Source organism: Rhodopseudomonas sp., from assembly GCF_048594845.1.
Lineage (GTDB): Bacteria > Pseudomonadota > Alphaproteobacteria > Rhizobiales > Xanthobacteraceae > Rhodopseudomonas.
This window is the reverse complement of the sequence record NZ_JBMDXE010000310.1, coordinates 1-15,736: the sequence shown is the minus strand read 5'-3', so window position 1 is coordinate 15,736 and position 15,736 is coordinate 1. Positions and strand designations below refer to the sequence as shown.

At 65.9% G+C, this 15,736-nt stretch carries 15 protein-coding genes; 9 read left to right on the top strand and 6 right to left on the bottom strand.

What is annotated here, in order from left to right; all coding sequences use genetic code 11:
* From ACOJTD_RS20625 to ACOJTD_RS20600, 6 genes are all read left to right on the top strand, one after another.
* Nucleotides 1–620 (top strand): ABC transporter substrate-binding protein (locus ACOJTD_RS20625; RefSeq protein WP_420134730.1); only part of this gene is annotated, 620 nt, incomplete at its 5' end.
* Nucleotides 621–626: 6 nt separating this feature from the next.
* A complete protein-coding gene (locus tag ACOJTD_RS20620) occupies nt 627–1,433 on the top strand; it encodes an ABC transporter ATP-binding protein (RefSeq protein WP_420134729.1) in 807 nt (268 codons plus the stop codon).
* Complete coding sequence (locus ACOJTD_RS20615; RefSeq protein ID WP_420134728.1) at nt 1,430–2,254, top strand: ABC transporter permease; 825 nt, start codon at nt 1,430–1,432, stop codon at nt 2,252–2,254. Before ACOJTD_RS20620 ends, ACOJTD_RS20615 begins: the two co-directional genes overlap by 4 nt.
* 10 nt (nt 2,255–2,264) lie before the next feature.
* Complete coding sequence (locus tag ACOJTD_RS20610) at nt 2,265–3,251, top strand: 2-hydroxyacid dehydrogenase (RefSeq protein ID WP_420134727.1); 987 nt, start codon at nt 2,265–2,267, stop codon at nt 3,249–3,251.
* A 1-nt stretch (nt 3,252) separates the two neighbouring features.
* Nucleotides 3,253–3,939, top strand: coding sequence for an AprI/Inh family metalloprotease inhibitor (locus tag ACOJTD_RS20605; RefSeq protein ID WP_420134726.1), 687 nt, complete (start codon nt 3,253–3,255; stop codon nt 3,937–3,939).
* Between the two features lie 136 nt (nt 3,940–4,075).
* Nucleotides 4,076–5,524, top strand: a complete 1,449-nt coding sequence (locus ACOJTD_RS20600) for a DUF1254 domain-containing protein (RefSeq protein ID WP_420134725.1) — start codon at nt 4,076–4,078, stop codon at nt 5,522–5,524.
* Between the two features lie 242 nt (nt 5,525–5,766).
* Here the strand turns inward: ACOJTD_RS20600 and ACOJTD_RS20595 are convergent, their stop codons facing one another.
* From ACOJTD_RS20595 to ACOJTD_RS20585, 3 genes are all read right to left on the bottom strand, one after another.
* Nucleotides 5,767–6,825, bottom strand: a complete 1,059-nt coding sequence (locus ACOJTD_RS20595) for a class I adenylate-forming enzyme family protein (RefSeq protein WP_420134731.1) — start codon at nt 6,823–6,825, stop codon at nt 5,767–5,769.
* Between the two features lie 171 nt (nt 6,826–6,996).
* On the bottom strand, nt 6,997–7,392 hold the full coding sequence (locus ACOJTD_RS20590; protein WP_420134724.1) for an AMP-binding protein: 396 nt from the start codon (nt 7,390–7,392) through the stop codon (nt 6,997–6,999).
* Nucleotides 7,393–7,415: 23 nt separating this feature from the next.
* The gene (locus ACOJTD_RS20585; RefSeq protein ID WP_420134723.1) at nt 7,416–8,045 is read right to left on the bottom strand and encodes a TetR/AcrR family transcriptional regulator; all 630 of its coding nucleotides are present in this window, start codon (nt 8,043–8,045) and stop codon (nt 7,416–7,418) included.
* A gap of 89 nt (nt 8,046–8,134) precedes the next feature.
* Here ACOJTD_RS20585 and ACOJTD_RS20580 point away from each other — a divergent pair, with 89 nt between their 5' ends.
* The gene (locus ACOJTD_RS20580; protein ID WP_420134722.1) at nt 8,135–9,037 is read left to right on the top strand and encodes a crotonase/enoyl-CoA hydratase family protein; all 903 of its coding nucleotides are present in this window, start codon (nt 8,135–8,137) and stop codon (nt 9,035–9,037) included.
* A 343-nt stretch (nt 9,038–9,380) separates the two neighbouring features.
* On the opposite strand, the gene ACOJTD_RS20575 is transcribed toward ACOJTD_RS20580, so the two are convergent.
* Together ACOJTD_RS20575 and ACOJTD_RS20570 are read right to left on the bottom strand one after the other, a co-directional pair.
* Nucleotides 9,381–10,874, bottom strand: coding sequence for an NAD-dependent succinate-semialdehyde dehydrogenase (locus ACOJTD_RS20575; RefSeq protein WP_420134721.1), 1,494 nt, complete (start codon nt 10,872–10,874; stop codon nt 9,381–9,383).
* 139 nt (nt 10,875–11,013) lie between these two features.
* Nucleotides 11,014–11,337 carry a hypothetical protein gene (locus ACOJTD_RS20570; RefSeq protein WP_420134720.1) on the bottom strand — a complete coding sequence of 108 codons (324 nt, stop codon included), beginning with the start codon at nt 11,335–11,337 and terminating at the stop codon, nt 11,014–11,016.
* Between the two features lie 288 nt (nt 11,338–11,625).
* Between ACOJTD_RS20570 and ACOJTD_RS20565 the strand changes: the two genes are divergently transcribed.
* Both ACOJTD_RS20565 and ACOJTD_RS20560 read left to right on the top strand, forming a co-directional pair.
* Nucleotides 11,626–12,810 carry a serine hydrolase domain-containing protein gene (locus ACOJTD_RS20565; RefSeq protein WP_420134719.1) on the top strand — a complete coding sequence of 395 codons (1,185 nt, stop codon included), beginning with the start codon at nt 11,626–11,628 and terminating at the stop codon, nt 12,808–12,810.
* Between the two features lie 116 nt (nt 12,811–12,926).
* The gene (locus ACOJTD_RS20560) at nt 12,927–14,636 is read left to right on the top strand and encodes an AMP-binding protein (RefSeq protein WP_420134718.1); all 1,710 of its coding nucleotides are present in this window, start codon (nt 12,927–12,929) and stop codon (nt 14,634–14,636) included.
* A 350-nt stretch (nt 14,637–14,986) separates the two neighbouring features.
* Here ACOJTD_RS20560 and ACOJTD_RS20555 read toward each other — a convergent pair.
* The coding region (locus ACOJTD_RS20555; protein WP_420134717.1) for an adenosine kinase at nt 14,987–15,736 on the bottom strand (750 nt) is incomplete at its 5' end.

The following is a 15,736-nucleotide window of genomic DNA, read 5'->3' as shown; positions in this document are numbered from 1 at the left end:
CGCTGACGCTGTTCGTCTCCAAGGAGGGCATCACCAGCTACTTCCAGTGGCTGAAATCCGAATACGGTTTCAGCGAAGCCAAGGTGAAGCCCTACACCTCCAACCCGCAGCCCTTCATCATCGACAAGAACTCGGCGATGCAGGGCTATGTCACCTCCGAGCCGCTGGTGATCGAGCAGAAGGCCAAGTTCAAGCCGAGCGTGCTGCTGCTCGCCGATTACGGCCTCGACGGCTACTCCACGCTGATCGAGACCCGGCGCGAGCTGATCGACAAGAATCCCGACATGATCCAGCGCTTCGTCGATGCCTCGATGATCGGCTGGTACAACTATCTGTACGGCGACAATGCGGCCGGCAATGCGATGATCAAGAAACTCAATCCGGAAATGACCGACGACATGCTGGCCTATTCGGTCGAGAAGATGAAGGAATACGGCATCGTCGATTCCGGCGACGCGGTGAAGAACGGCATCGGCGCGATGAGCGATGCGCGATACGCCAGCTTCTTCGACAAGATGACCCGCGCCGGCGTGGTGCCGCGCGATCTCGATTTCCGCCGCGCCTACACGCTGCAATTCGCCAACAAGGGCGTCGGCGTCGATCTGCGGCCGAGCAAGTAGCGAGCGATGTCGGTGCCGCATCCTGTCGAGAGCCCGGAGGCGGATACGGCGATCCGGCTGCGCGCGGTCACCAAGGTGTACGACAGCGGCGTGCCGGCCTTGGGGCCGATCGATCTCGCGGTCGGCCGCGGCGAGTTCGTGTCGCTGCTCGGGCCGTCCGGCTGCGGCAAGTCGACGGCGCTGCGGCTGATCGCGGGGCTCGCGGCGCCGTCGTCCGGCAGCATCGAGGTGGCCGGCGAAGCCAGACCGCCACGCGGCGGTCATGCGATCGGCTTCGTGTTCCAGGAGCCGACGCTGATGCCGTGGGCCAGCATCGCCGCCAATGTGGCGCTGCCGCTTGCGCTGGCGCACACGCCGAAGGACGAAACCGCCGGGAGGGTCGCGGCGGCGCTGGCGCGGGTCGAGCTGCAGGATTTCGCCGACGCCTATCCGCGCGAACTGTCCGGCGGCATGAAGATGCGGGTGTCGCTGGCGCGCGCGCTGGTCACCGATCCGGACATCCTGCTGATGGACGAGCCGTTCGCGGCGCTCGACGAGATCACGCGTTTCCGCCTCAACGACGATCTGCTGGCGCTGTGGCGCGACCTCGGCAAGACCGTGCTGTTCGTGACGCACTCGGTGTTCGAGTCGGTTTATCTGTCGCAGCGGGTAGTGGTGATGTCGCCGCGGCCGGGCCGCATCGCCGCGGAGTTTCGCATCGACGCGCCGCAGCCACGCGACGAGGCGTTTCGCACCTCGTCGGACTACGCGGCGCAGTGCCGCGAGGTGTCACTCGCACTGGCACAGACCGGCGCGACGCGGGTGCGCGCATGAGGGCGGGCGAGCAGAGCGGGACGCAGCCGTCGCGCGGCCGCGCAGCGCAGATCTTTCGCGTGCTGCTGCCGTTGCTGGTGCTGGGCGTCGTGGTCGGTGGCTGGGACCTCGTCGTCCGAATCAACCAGATCCCGCTTTACATTCTGCCGGGGCCGGGGCTGGTGCTGTCGACGCTGATCGCCGACTGGCCGGTGCTGTTCGAGTCGCTGTTGTCGACGCTGTGGACCACGCTGCAGGGCTTCGTCGCCGCCGCGGTCGGCGGCATTGCGCTGGCGCTGCTGTTCAACCTGTCGCGCTGGGTCGAGGTCGCACTGTTTCCCTATGCGGTGGTGCTGCAGGTGACACCGGTGATCGCGATCGCGCCGCTGCTGCTGATCTATCTGCCGCAGGACACCGCCGTGGTGGTGTGCGCCTGGATCGTGGCGTTCTTCCCGGTGCTGTCCAACACCACGCTGGGGCTCAATTCCGTCGATCGCAATCTCGCCGGGCTGTTCCGGCTGTACGGCGCGTCGCCGCTGCAGACGCTGCTGCGGCTGAAGCTGCCGGCGGCGCTGCCCTATATGCTCGGCGGACTGCGCATCGCCGGCGGGCTGTCGCTGATCGGCGCGGTGGTGGCGGAGATCGCTGCGGGCTCCGCCGGTGCCGGCTCGGGGCTCGCGTACCGGATTGCGGAATCCGGCTACCGGCTCAACATTCCGCGCATGTTCGCCGCCTTGCTGTTGCTGTCGCTGGCGGGCATTGTGATCTACGCAGCGCTGGCGCTGGTGTCGCATCTGTTGCTGCGGCGCTGGCACGAAAGCGCATTGAGACAAGAACCGTAAGGGAGCCAAGATGGCCGGGGATGCTGGGTCGGCGGACGCGATCGATCTTCTGATTTACGGGCCGCGCAAGCCCGTCGTCGACGACGGCTTCGCCGCGCCCTACGTGCTGCATCGCTGCGAGCAGCAGGCCGATCTCGACACGCTGTCGGACGATGTGCGCGCGCGGATCCGCGGCGTCGCCGTCACCGGCCTGGTGCCGACCAGCGGCGCGGTGCTGTCGCGCTTTCCCAAACTTGAGATCGTGTCGTCGTTCGGGGTCGGCTACGATCACGTCGATGCCGGCTGGGCCGCGCAGAACAATGTCGTCGTTACCAACACGCCCGACGTGCTGACCGAAGAAGTTGCCGATACCACGCTGGGCCTGCTGATCGCGACGCTGCGCGAATTCATTCGTGCCGACAAATACGTCCGCGCCGGGCTGTGGGCGACCCAGCCTTATCCGCTCAGCGTCGGCTCGCTGCGCGGCCGCAAGGTCGGCATCGTCGGCATGGGGCGAATTGGCCAAGCGATCGCGCGGCGGCTGGACGCCTCGCTGGTGCCGGTGGTGTATCACTCGCGCAAGCCGGCGCCGGGCGTCGCCTACAAGCACTATCCGGATCTGATCGCGATGGCCAAGGAGGTCGACACGCTGGTGGTGATCGTCCCCGGCGGCGCCGCCACCAACAAGATGATCAATGCCGAGGTGCTGACCGCGCTCGGCCCGCGCGGCGTGCTGATCAACGTCGCGCGCGGCTCGGTGGTGGACGAAACCGCACTGATCGCGGCGCTGAAGTCTGGTACCATCCTGGCGGCCGGTCTCGACGTGTTCGCCGACGAGCCGAACGTGCCGGAAGAGCTGCGCGCGCTCGGCAACGTTGTGCTGCTGCCGCATATCGGTTCGGCCTCGGTGGTGACGCGCAACGCGATGGATCAACTCGTGGTCGACAATCTCAAGGCGTGGTTCGACGGCAAGCCGCCGCTGACGCCGATCGCCGAAACGCCGGTGACGGAGCGCTGACATGCTGGCACGTCTCGGGATGGCATTGGCGATGCTGCTCGCGGCGGGTTTGGCTCAGGCGCAGGACGCCGGGGCGCTGAAGAAGGACATGGTCGGGCAGTGGGAGCTGTCCACCACCGAGCGCAGCAAGACCTGCGTGGTGACGCTGAAAGCGGATGCCGCACCGAACGGCATGAAGCTCGAACTCGAGCCCGCCTGCGCCACAGCGCTGCCGTTCACCAAGGACATCGTCGCCTGGACCGTGAAGGGCCTCGACATCGTCCGGCTGGAAAACGCCGCCGGCGACGCGGTGATCGATTTCACCGAAGTGGAGAGCGGCATCTTCGAAGGCCTGCGCACCAACGAGGGCGTCTACATCCTGCAGAACCTTGCGGCGGCGCGCTCGCTCGCGAAATCGATGGACCAGATGATCGGCGACTGGTCGATGGTGCGCGGCAACGGCCGGCCGATCTGCGGCCTGACGCTGACCAACAACGAAGCCTCCACACCTGACAATTTCGAAGCTTATTTGAAACCGCGCTGCGAGCAGCCGGTGGCGAGCTTCGCGCCGACGATGTGGCGGCTGGAGCGTGGCGCGCTGCTGCTGATCGCGCCCTCCGGCGAAACCTGGCGGTTCGAAGCCGACGATAACGCGCAATGGCGCAAGAGCCCGGACAGCGCCGATCCGCTGATCATGCTGCGGCAGTAACACCTCCGCCTCGTAGTATCACCAGGATCGGCCGTGCAGCCACCACTGGCGTGCCTGCGCTTGACCTGCGTCAAGGAACACGCGGCGGCTCAGCCACCATCCTTTCCTCCTCGATTGAACGAGGGAGGACCGGACCATGGTACGACGTGCTCACGCAGCGCTCGCGGCGCTGGCGGCGGCGCTCCTGATGACGACGGCGGCGGCGCAATCCCAGCCGGCGCCCATCAGTGAGCAGGAAGCGCACGCCATCGGCGTCGACGCCTATCTGTACTTCTATCCGCTGCTGACGATGGACATCACCCGCAAGCAGTCGACCAACATCGAGCCCGGCAAGGAATTCGGCAAAGGGCCGATGAACACTTTCGTCAACGTGCCGGAATATCCGCCGGCAAACTTCAAGACCGTGGTCCGGCCGAATTTCGACACGCTGTATTCGGTCGCCTGGCTGGATCTGACGCGCGAGCCGATGGTGGTGGCGGCGCCCGACACTGGCGGCCGTTACTACCTGCTGCCGATGCTCGACATGTGGTCCGATGTGTTCGCGTCGCCCGGCTGGCGGACCACCGGCACCGCCGCGCAGACCTACCTGGTCACGCCGCCCGGCTGGAGCGGCACCGTGCCGGCCGGGCTGCAACGGATCGAGGCGCCGACGCCGGTCGTCTGGATCATCGGCCGCACCAAGACCGATGGTCCGCCGGACTACGCGGCGGTGCATCGCATCCAGGCCGGCTTCGCCGTCACGCCGCTGTCGAAATGGGGCAAGCCGGCGAACCCGTCGGCCACGCCGCAGGCCGCGCCGGCGATTGATCCGAATGTCGACATGAAGACGCCGCCGAAGCTGCAGGTCGACGGCATGCCGGCCGCGGCGTATTTCGCGGCCGCCGCCGAACTGCTGAAGGTGCACCCGCCGCACATCACCGACCAGCCGATGATCGCGCAATTGCGCCGCATCGGGCTCGAGCCGGGCAAGAGCTTCGATCTCGACAAGGCCGATCCGACGGTGCGCAAGGCGCTGGCCAATGTGCCGGAAGATGCCCAGCATCTGATGGCCTGGAAGGTGCCGACGCTGGCGCGGGTCGCCAATGGCTGGACTATGAACACCGACACCATGGGGGTCTACGGCTCGTACTACCTCAAACGCGCCATCGTGGCCCAGGTCGGTCTCGGTGCCAACCTGCCGGAAGACGCGATCTACCCGATGAATCTCGGCGACGACACCGGCAAGCCGCTCGACGGGACAGGCGCCTATGTGCTGCATTTCGACAAAGGCGCGACGCCGCCGGCGCGCGCGTTCTGGTCGGTCACGCTGTACGATGCCGACGGCTTCCAGGTCGCCAATCCGCTCGATCGCTTCGCGCTGTCGAGCTGGATGCCGCTGAAACCGAACCCCGACGGCTCGCTCGACCTGCTGATCCAGAACCAGGATCCCGGACCCGACAAACAGGCCAACTGGCTGCCGGCACCGAAAGGCCCGTTCAATCTGGTGATGCGGCTCTACGCGCCCGCCTTCGAGGCGCTGACCGGCAAATGGAATCCGCCGCCCGTGCGCCGCGTGCAGGCCACGACCGGGTTGGGTGCGCAGTAACGACGGCGCGGCCGCAAAGACGTGATGGCCGGGCTGAGCCCGGCCATCGCGAAGTGCCAAATCATGACGTGATAATTGGGGCCTTATCGCCGTCATCAAGGCGTCGCCCCAGCATAACCGTCATCGTCCGCGAAAGCGTGCGACCCAGGATCCCAGAGACTCGCTTGATAAGCTGGCGCGCCGCCGTACTGAATCCTCAGCTTTCGCGGAGGATGACGGCCGGAGTGTAGCTCGCCGCGCGATCAGCCCAGGCGCTGCAACTCGCCCGCGACGGCGGCGTCGCGCAGGCGGAATTTCTGGATTTTGCCGGAGGCCGTCAGCGGAAATCCCGTGCAGGCGTACCAGACGGTCGGCGCCTTGTGGGGCGCGATGGCAGCCTTGCAGAAAGCGCTGAGTTCGCCGGCCGTCACGGCGACATCGGGCACCAGCCGGATCGCGGCTGCGACCACCTCGCCCCATTTGTCGTCCGGCGCGCCGAACACCGAGATGTCGGCGACCGCTGGATGCCGCAACAGGCAGGCCTCGACCTCGGCCGGGTAGATGTTCTCGCCGCCGCGGATGATCATGTCCTTCAGACGGCCGGTGATCCGCAGATAACCGGCTTCGTCCATCGCACCGAGATCGCCGGTTCTCAGCCAGCCTTCGGCCGTGATGGTTTCGCTGGTCTCCTTCGGCGCGTCGAAGTAACCGATCATGGTCTGGTAGCCGCGGACCTGGATCTCGCCCTCGACGCCAGTGCCGACGATTTGGTCACCGTTGGGATCGACGATCCGCACCTCGACGTTCCACAGTGGTCGCCCGACTGTGTAAATCCGCTGCTCGTCGGGATCGTCCAAACTGGTCTGTGACACGATCGGGCTGAGTTCGGTCTGGCCGAATACGGTGAGCAGCGGCAGCTTCAGCGCGTCGTGGATTCGGCGGTGCAGTTCAGGCGGCACCTGGGCGCCGCCGGAGGTCGCGACGCGGAGCGATGACAGGTCGCGCGGCGCCTGTAGCTGCGCGTCGATCAGCGCCAACAGCATCGTCGGCACGCCGAACAGCGTGTCGGCGCGGACGCGCGCGATGGCATCCAGCACGGTGCCGGGCTCGAACAGCAGCGGCAGCACCAGAGTCGAGCGCGAGTTGAGGCAGCCCAGCACGCTCATGATCGAGCCCGCCGTGTGAAACAGCGGCATCGGGCTGAGCAGCACGCTGTGATCGAGCCCGACGCGCGCCGCCACATAGCTGGCATTGGTGATCAGCCCACGATGATGCAGCAGCGCCCCCTTGGGACGCCCGGTGGTACCCGATGTGTATTGGATCTGGGCCGGCTGGCCTGGGTCGATCCGCGGCAGATCGCCAACACCGCAGCGGCGGATCTCGTCGAGCCAGCCGCTGAATGATACGCAGCGCAGCTGCGCAGACGCAAACCCGCGCGCGACCGCGCCGGTATCGACGCCGCGGAATTCATCAAGGTGGAACAGCGCAACTGACTACGACTGCTGCAAGACGAACTCCAGTTCCGACGCTTTCAGCGCCGGATTGGCCGTCACCAGCACGAGACCGGACAGCGCCGCGCCATATTGCAGCACGACCCATTCCGGCAGGTTCGGCGCCCAGACGCAGATATGATCGCCGGTTCTGAACTGCGTCAGCAGCCAGCTCGCGCAGCGCCGCGCGTCGTCGGCGAGTTCCGCGTAGGTCCAGGTCCGGTCGGTGCTCGCCGCCCCGACCGGCGAGCCCATCCCGCTCGGCACGACTTCGACCAGCGCCAGCCGATCGCGCTCCTGCGCCGCGACCTCCCCCAGCACGTCGCCGATCGCCACGTCCAGCACCGGTCGCGATCGATCCGCAGCCCAATAGGATTCGCGCAGCGGCGATGAGTTCATCGTTCCCTCCATGGTTTTGCTAATTACGCCTTGCTGGCGCTTGTGGTCGTGAGGCCGCGTTCCAGGATCGGCCGTATCGCCTCGGTCCAGGAGGCGATCAGTTCGTCGCGCCGCTTCGGCGACAGCCGGACGTTCTCCGAGATCGCGAGGCCGCGGATGAAATGCTGGGTGAGCGCGACGATCTCCGCGTAGGAGTCCGACTTCGCCCAATCGCCGAAGAGTTGATAGTGGACGCGGTCGATCTCGCGCTTCGCGAGCCGCTCGGCGGCAATCAGCGTCTGGCGCAAGGCGCTGTCGGTGCGCGCCACCGCCCAGAGCTCGAGCTCGGCTAAATACGCCGGCTGCCGCGCCGCGTAGGCGAGCGCCGCCATCGCGACCTTCAAGCGGTCGCCGCGCGTGGGGAGTGAATCAACGAAGCTGCGCACCGCCGCTTCGTTGCGCTCGATCAGCGCCGAAACGCTCGCCGCCAGCAGCGCCTCACGGCTCGGGAAATGATGCAGCAACGCGCCGCGGCTGACGCCGGCACGGTGCTGCACCGCCAGCGTCGACGTCCCCGCCACGCCGAGCTCGATCAGGCATTCGACCGCCGCGTCGAGCAGACGGTCGCGGATCGCGGGCGGGCCGTCCGTAGCACCGGTCCGGTTTCGGTTCATCTGGGTTTCCTCGAGCAGTCAGGATTGACTGTAGCAGCGAGCGCAATACAGTCAATGTTGACTGTTTATAGAAACCGCGGAGGAATGCCTTGCCGGACTTCTCGACTTTGACGATCGCCCAGGACCCGAACGCGCCGCGGATTGCGCGGCTGGTGCTCAATCGTCCCGACCGCTTCAACGCCATCAACGACGATATGCCGCGGGAAATTCGTGCCGCCATTGAATGGGCGCAGGCCGAGGATGCGATCCAGGTGATCGTTATCGAGGGCGCCGGCAAGGGATTTTGCGGCGGCTACGATCTGGTCGACTACGCGGAAAGCGACATCGAGCATCCCTGCCAGCAGGAAAAGCAGCCGTGGGACCCGTTGGTCGACTACGCGGCGATGAAGCGCAATACCGAAGATTTCATGAGCCTGTGGCGCTGTTCGAAGCCCACCATCGCCAAGATCCACGGTGCGGCGGTGGCTGGCGGCAGCGACATCGCGCTGTGCTGCGACCTGATCGTGATGGCCGACGACGCCCGTATCGGCTACATGCCGACCCGCGTCTGGGGATGCCCCACCACTGCGATGTGGACCTTCAGGCTCGGTGCGATGCGCGCCAAGCAGATGATGTTCACCGGCGACATGATCACCGGCAAGACCGCGGCGGAATGGGGCCTCGTCAATCAGTCGGTGCCGGCCACGGAGCTGGAAGACGCCACGATGAAGCTCGCGACGCGCATTGCCGGCGTGCCGAAGAGCCACCTGGCGATGCACAAGCTCGTGGTCAATCAGGTGATGCTGAACATGGGACTCGAACAGACCCAGATGCTGGCGACGATTTTCGACGGCGTGTCGCGGCACAATCCCGAAGGTCTATGGTTCCGCCGCTACGCGCAGGATGCCGGCTTCAAGGCCGCCATCGATTGGCGCGACAGCGGCCGCCCGATCCCCGAAGGCGACGACGCGCGCGCGCGAATCAGGGAGATCGATGAACGCAGGAAGGCGTAGGAGCGCCTTCTCTCGCCGTAAACATCATCTCGTCATGCCCGGGCTCGTCCCGGGCATCCACATTCTGCGGCGCAAGTTGGAAGTCAGGGGGTGGATGGCCGGGACAAGCCCGGCCATGACGAAGTAAGCGCGAACTAATCAAGGCGGCCGCCCAACCCGCTCCCGTCATCGCCCGCGCAGGCGGGCGATCCAGTATCGCAGAGCGTTCGCTTTCAAAGCGGGCACACCACCGTACTGAATCCTCCGCTTTCGCGGAGGATGACGGTGATAAGGGTGTCTGCGGGCGGTGGCCAGCAGCGGCTCTACTAAGAGCCGTCGCATGAGTGCGTAGTGCGCTTGCCCTTCAGATCCCCGCCATCATCACGTATTTGATCTCGACATATTCTTCGATGCCGTGATGCGAGCCTTCGCGGCCGAGGCCGGATTCCTTGACGCCGCCGAACGGGGCGACTTCGGTGGTGATCAGGCCGGAATTGACGCCGACCATGCCGGACTCCAGCGCCTCGGCTACGCGCCAGACGCGGCCGAGATCACGGGCGTAGAAGTAGCTGGCGAGGCCGAACGGCGAGGCGTTCGCCAGCTTGATGACTTCGTCCTCGGTCTTGAAGCGGAACACCGGCGCCAGCGGCCCGAACGTCTCTTCATGAGCGACCAACGCGTCGGTGCGCACGTCGGACAGCACGGTCGGCTCGAAGAACGTGCCGCCGAGCGCGGCGCGCTTGCCGCCGGTGATCACCTTGGCCCCATGCTTCACCGCGTCGGCAATATGGCGCTCGGTCTTCTCCACCGCGGCTTCGTTGATCAGCGGCCCTTGCGTGACGCCTTGCTCGGTGCCGTCTCCGATTTTCATCGCCTTGACCTTGGCGGCCAGCTTCTCGACGAAGGCATCATAGACGCCGTCCTGCACATAGAGCCGGTTGGCGCAGACGCAGGTCTGGCCCATGTTGCGATACTTCGAGACGATGGCGCCCTCGACCGCGGCGTCGATGTCGGCATCGTCGAACACGATGAACGGCGCGTTACCGCCAAGCTCCAGGCCGAGCTTCTTCACGGTGCCGGCGGATTGCCGATACAGGATCTTGCCGACTTCGGTCGAGCCCGTGAAGCCGACGAAGCGCACCGCCGGATGTTCGCAGAACACCTTGCCGATCGGCGGCGCGTCGCCGGTGACGATGTTGAACACGCCCTTCGGCAGCCCGGCCTGCTCGGCCAACACCGCCAGCGCCAGCGCCGAGAACGGCGTCTCTTCCGCCGGCTTCAGCACCACGGTGCAGCCCGCGGCCAGCGCCGGCGACACCTTGCGGGTGATCATCGAATTCGGGAAATTCCACGGCGTGATCGCGGCGCAGACGCCGATCGGCTGCTTGATGGCGATCAGGCGGGCGTCGGGGCGCTGGGTCGGAATGGTTTCGCCATAGACCCGCCGCGCCTCCTCGGCGAAGAACTCGATATAGGCGGCGCCGATATCGACCTCGCCGAGCGCTTCCGTGAGCGGCTTGCCCTGTTCGCTGGTGAGAATCAGCGCCAGATCCTCGCGATTGGCGACGATCAGCTCGAACCATTTGCGCAGGATGTTGGAGCGCTGCTTGGCGGTCAGCTTGGCCCAGGCCGGGAAGGCGCGCTCGGCGGCTTCGACTGCCGCGGTCGCCTCGGTGGCGCCGAGGCTCGGGATCCGGCCGATCTCGCCGCCGGTCGCCGGATTGGTCACGGCGATCGACCCGCTGCCGGTCCCGGTGCCGTCCACATAGCACTGCTCGCGCAGCAGCGATGGGTTCTTCAGGCGGTCACGCAGCGCGGTGACTGAGTCGGATTTACGGGCAGCGGCGGTCGGCGACATCGGTATTCCTCACGGTTGGCATCGCCGCATTCGGCAGGCGAATGCGGCATACGGCTGTGAGGAAGTATAGGAGCATCTCGGCCGCCGTGCACCGACGCGGCCTCTTCACACGGCCGTGACCGATGTTGCAGCGCGGCGGTCAGGCCGCGCGGCTGAACCAGGATCCGCGGCGGCTGAGGATATGGTCGGCGGCGAGCTTGGCGTGCTGCCAGCTGTGCGTCGGATAGTAGCGGTACTCCAGCTCGGGCGCGGCGTTTTCGCCGCGGCGGCCGAACCAGCCAAGCCGTTTCGGCCGGGTCTGCAGCGCGGCGAGCGCCATCGCCAGATTGTCGACGACATCGAAGGCGAACAGCGCGCCGTCATTGGCGCGGCGCACTTCATAAAGCCCAGGCCCGATCGGCGCGTCGATATTGCCGCGTCCGCCCTTCGGGTAATGCTTCCAGCCGCTCCAGGATGGGGTCATGGGTGTGCTCCGCCAAGTTCGTCTCGGCGCATTCGGGTGAGCGGATCTCGTCACGACTGCGGCCGCATTGTGAACTGCATCGGGCGCCCTTCGTTCCCGCAGCGCGTCGCCGCAAGTCGTCTTGGTTGCGGGCGCCTTAAGCTTCCCGGTCCGGCGCGATGGCGCACCGTCTTGAAGTTGCGGCGCACCGCAGCCTTGAATCGGATCAGATGATCTATCGTCTTGCGAATGTCGCGATCGCGCGGGACAATCCTGCCACTACAAAAAATCACATGGGAGGATGACCACATGCACAGCGCGGAGATCGATCAGGCGTTGCAGGGCTTCTGCGAGCGGCGCGACATTCCCGGCGTCGTCGCGATGGCCGGAAGCGCCAATGAGACCGTGTATCAGGGTGCGTTCGGCCAGCGCGATCTGACCAAGCCGCAGCCGATGACGGCCGACAGCGTGTTCTGGATCGCGTCGATGACCAAGGCGATCACCGGCGCGGCGGCGATGCAGCTGGTCGAGCAGGGCAAGCTGTCGCTCGACGAGCCGATCGGCAAAGTGCTGCCCGATCTCGCCGCGCCGCTGGTGCTCGACGGCTTCGCCGCCGACGGCACGCCGAAGACGCGCCCGGCCAAGACGGCGATCACGCTGCGGCAACTGCTCACCCACACCGCCGGCTTCTGCTACGACATGTGGAACGCCGACATGGTGAAGTACATGGAGCACGCCGGCGTGCCCGGCATCATCGGCTGCCAGAACGCCGCGCTGAAGGCGCCGCTGGCGTCCGATCCCGGCACACGCTGGGAATACGGCATCAATATCGATTTCGCCGGCAAGGCAGTCGAAGCGGCGAGCGGCATGAAGCTCGACGCTTACTTGCGCGACCATCTGTTCGCGCCGCTCGGCATGAACGACACCGGCTTCAAGATCACCGATGAACAGCGGGGCCGGCTGGTCGCTGTGCATGCGCGCGGCGAGGACGGTTCCCTGACGCCGATCCCGTTCGAAGTCGCGCAGGAGCCCGAATTCCACATGGGCGGCGGCGGCCTGTACGGCACCGCGGCCGATTACTTGAAATTCACTCAGATGATTCTCAACAAGGGTCGCGGCAACGGCAACCAGGTGCTGAAGCCCGAGACCGTCGCGCTGATGGGCCAGAACCACATCGGCGATCTCAACGTCACCAAGCTCAACTCGGCGGTCGCCTTCGCCACCAACGACGTCGATCTCTATCCCGGCATGGACAAGAAGTGGGGCCTGAGCTTCCTGATCAATACAGAGACCACGCCGGAAGGCCGCAGCCCCGGCAGCCTCGCCTGGGCAGGTCTCGCCAACACCTACTACTGGATCGATCCGACCCGTGACATCTGCGGCGTGATCCTGATGCAGGTGCTGCCGTTCGGCGACGCCAAGTGCCTCGACGCCTTCGCGGCGTTCGAACGCGGCGTCTATGCGAGCCTCGGCGCCGGCCAGAAGGCTGCCTGAAGTTTGCCACATGCCTGCGGCGGGGCTCGACAAGCCCCGCCGCAGGCGCGACCATCGTGCCTCAATCAAGACATCGCCGGCCGATCCGGACCGGTGAGCAGCGAGGAACCCAGGACGTGACCGATCAGGCTTCAAGCGGCAAAGCTCCCAGCTACGTCTGCGGCGTCTCCGACGCGCCGCTGCTCGGCATCACCATCGGCCAGGCGCTCGATCTTGCGGCACAGCGCTGGCCCGAGCGCGAAGCGCTGGTGTCGCCGAGCCACGACGTGCGCTGGACCTGGCGTGAATTCGCACAGCGTGTCGACGCAGTCGCCGCGGGATTCATTGCGCTCGGCCTGCAGCGCGGTGAGCGCATCGGCGTGTGGTCGATGAACCGCCCCGAATGGACGCTGACGCAATTCGCTGCCGCGAAAGCCGGACTGATCCTGGTCACCATCAATCCCGCCTATCGGCTGAGCGAACTCGAATTCGCGCTCGCCAAGGTCGGCTGCGCGGCGCTGGTGACGGCCACCGCGTTCAAGACCTCGGCCTATATGGACATGCTCAACACGCTGATTCCCGAGCTGGCGCGCTCGCAGCCGGGCGCATTGAAGTCCGCCAAGCTGCCGCAACTACGCGCGGTGATTCAGATCGGCGGACCGAACAGCCCGGGCACGATCGCGTTCGACGAGGTCGCCACGATGGGCGGCGATCGCCATCGTCAGATGGTTGCACAGCTCGCCAGCGAGCTGCAGTTCGACGATCCGGTCAACATCCAGTTCACCAGTGGCACCACCGGCTCGCCCAAGGGCGTGACGCTGACGCATCACAATATCCTCAACAACGGTTACTTCGTCGGCCGCGCCATGAAGCTGACCGAGCAGGACCGCATCTGCATTCCAGTGCCGCTGTATCACTGCTTCGGCATGGTGATGGGCAATCTCGCCTCGGTCACCTCCGGCGCCGCCATGGTGTACCCCGGCGAAGGCTTCGATCCGCTGGCGACGCTGCAGACCGCGTCGACCGAGAAGTGTACCGCGCTGTACGGCGTGCCGACGATGTTCATCGCCGAGCTCGACCATCCGCAGTTCGCCTCGTTCGATCTGTCGTCGCTACGCACCGGCATCATGGCGGGCGCGCCGTGCCCGGTCGAGGTGATGCGGCGGGTCAACGATCAGATGAACATGCGCGAAGTGACGATCGCCTACGGCATGACCGAGACCAGCCCGGTCAGCTTCCAGAGCGCAGTGGACGACCCGGAGGAGCGGCGCGTCTCGACGGTCGGCCGCATTCATCCGCATGTCGAAGTGAAGGTCATCGATCTCGAAGGCCGCATCGTGCCGCGCGGCGAACGTGGCGAACTCTGCACCCGCGGTTACAGCGTGATGCTCGGTTACTGGGACGAGACTGAGAAGACCGCCGACGTGCTCGACGCCGCCGGCTGGATGCACACCGGCGATCTCGCCACCATCGACGACGAAGGCTTCTGCAACATCGTCGGCCGCATCAAGGACCTGGTGATCCGCGGCGGCGAGAACCTGTATCCGCGCGAGATCGAGGAATTCCTGTATCGCCACCCGAAGATCCAGGACGTGCAGATCTTCGGCGTCGCCGATCAGCGCTATGGCGAAGAACTCTGCGCCTGGGTCCGCACCCGCCCCGGCGAAACGCTCACCGCCGACGAGGTCCGCGCCTTCTGCCAGGGCCAGATCGCCCACAACAAGATCCCGCGCTACGTCGAATTCGTCGACGAGTTTCCGATGACGGTCACCGGCAAGATCCAGAAATTCGTGATGCGCGAGAAGGTGGAAGAACGGCTCGGGCTGAAGGCGATGAAGACGGCGTAGTTAGTTTTCGTAGAGTACCGGCTCCTTCGTGGAAGCAGTAGCTATGAGCCGCAGCGCTTCTTCATGTCCCGCTGTCACCCTCCGCGAAGGCGGAGGGCCCAGTATTCCAGGGAGCTGTTGATGGTCAATGGAGACGCTCTGGAATACTAGGTCGCCCGGTCAAGCCGGGCGATGACGTCGGTGGGTGGGGCGGGCGTCCAGCTCACTGACTTGTTAGTTGATGCACCGCGAAGCGGTGTCGCGCAGAAATAATAACCACGGGGGTTATGGATTCCGGGCTCGTGAGCTGCGCTCACGCCCCGGAATGACAAAGGACAGGTGGGCGTTCCAAGGCCCGCTCTGTATTCGAACTACACCGGCAGCCCGTGCTGTTGCGCCAGTTCCTTCAGCGACACCTGCGGCCGGGCGCCGATGTGCTGGATGACTTCGGCGGCGGCCAGCGCGCCAAGGCGGCCGGCGTTTTCATAGCCGGCGTTGCGGACCAGGCCGAACAGGAAGCCCGCGGCGAACAGATCGCCGGCGCCGGTGGTGTCGACCAGTTGCTCGATCGCGGCGGCCGGCACCAAGGTGACGCTCTCACCTTCGACCACCGCGCAGCCCTTCTCGCTCCGCGTCACCACACCAAGCGCGACGTCCTGGCCGAGCGCCTTCAGCGCGGTGTCGAAATCGGAGGTCTGATACAGCGCGTGTAGTTCCGACTCATTGGCGAAGATCAGGTCGACGGTCTTGCTGCGCATCAGCTCGAGGAATTCGGCGCGGTAGCGGTCGACGCAGAACGAATCCGACAGCGTCAGCGCGACCTTGCGGCCGGCACTGTGGGCGATCTTCGAGGCCTTGAGGAAGGCTTCCTTGGCCTGCGGCGGATCCCACAAATAGCCTTCGAGATACACGATCGAGGCCGCCGCGATTTGCGCCTCGTCGATATCGGCCGGGACCAGATCCTGCGCGGCCCCCAGATAGGTGTTCATGGTGCGCTCGCCATCCGGCGTCACCAGGATGTAGGAGCAGCCGGTCGCCGGCCCGTCGGACGCCGGTTTGGTGTCGAACGCGACGCCGGCGGCGCGGATGTCGTGGGCGTAGAGCTTGCCGATCGGGTCGTC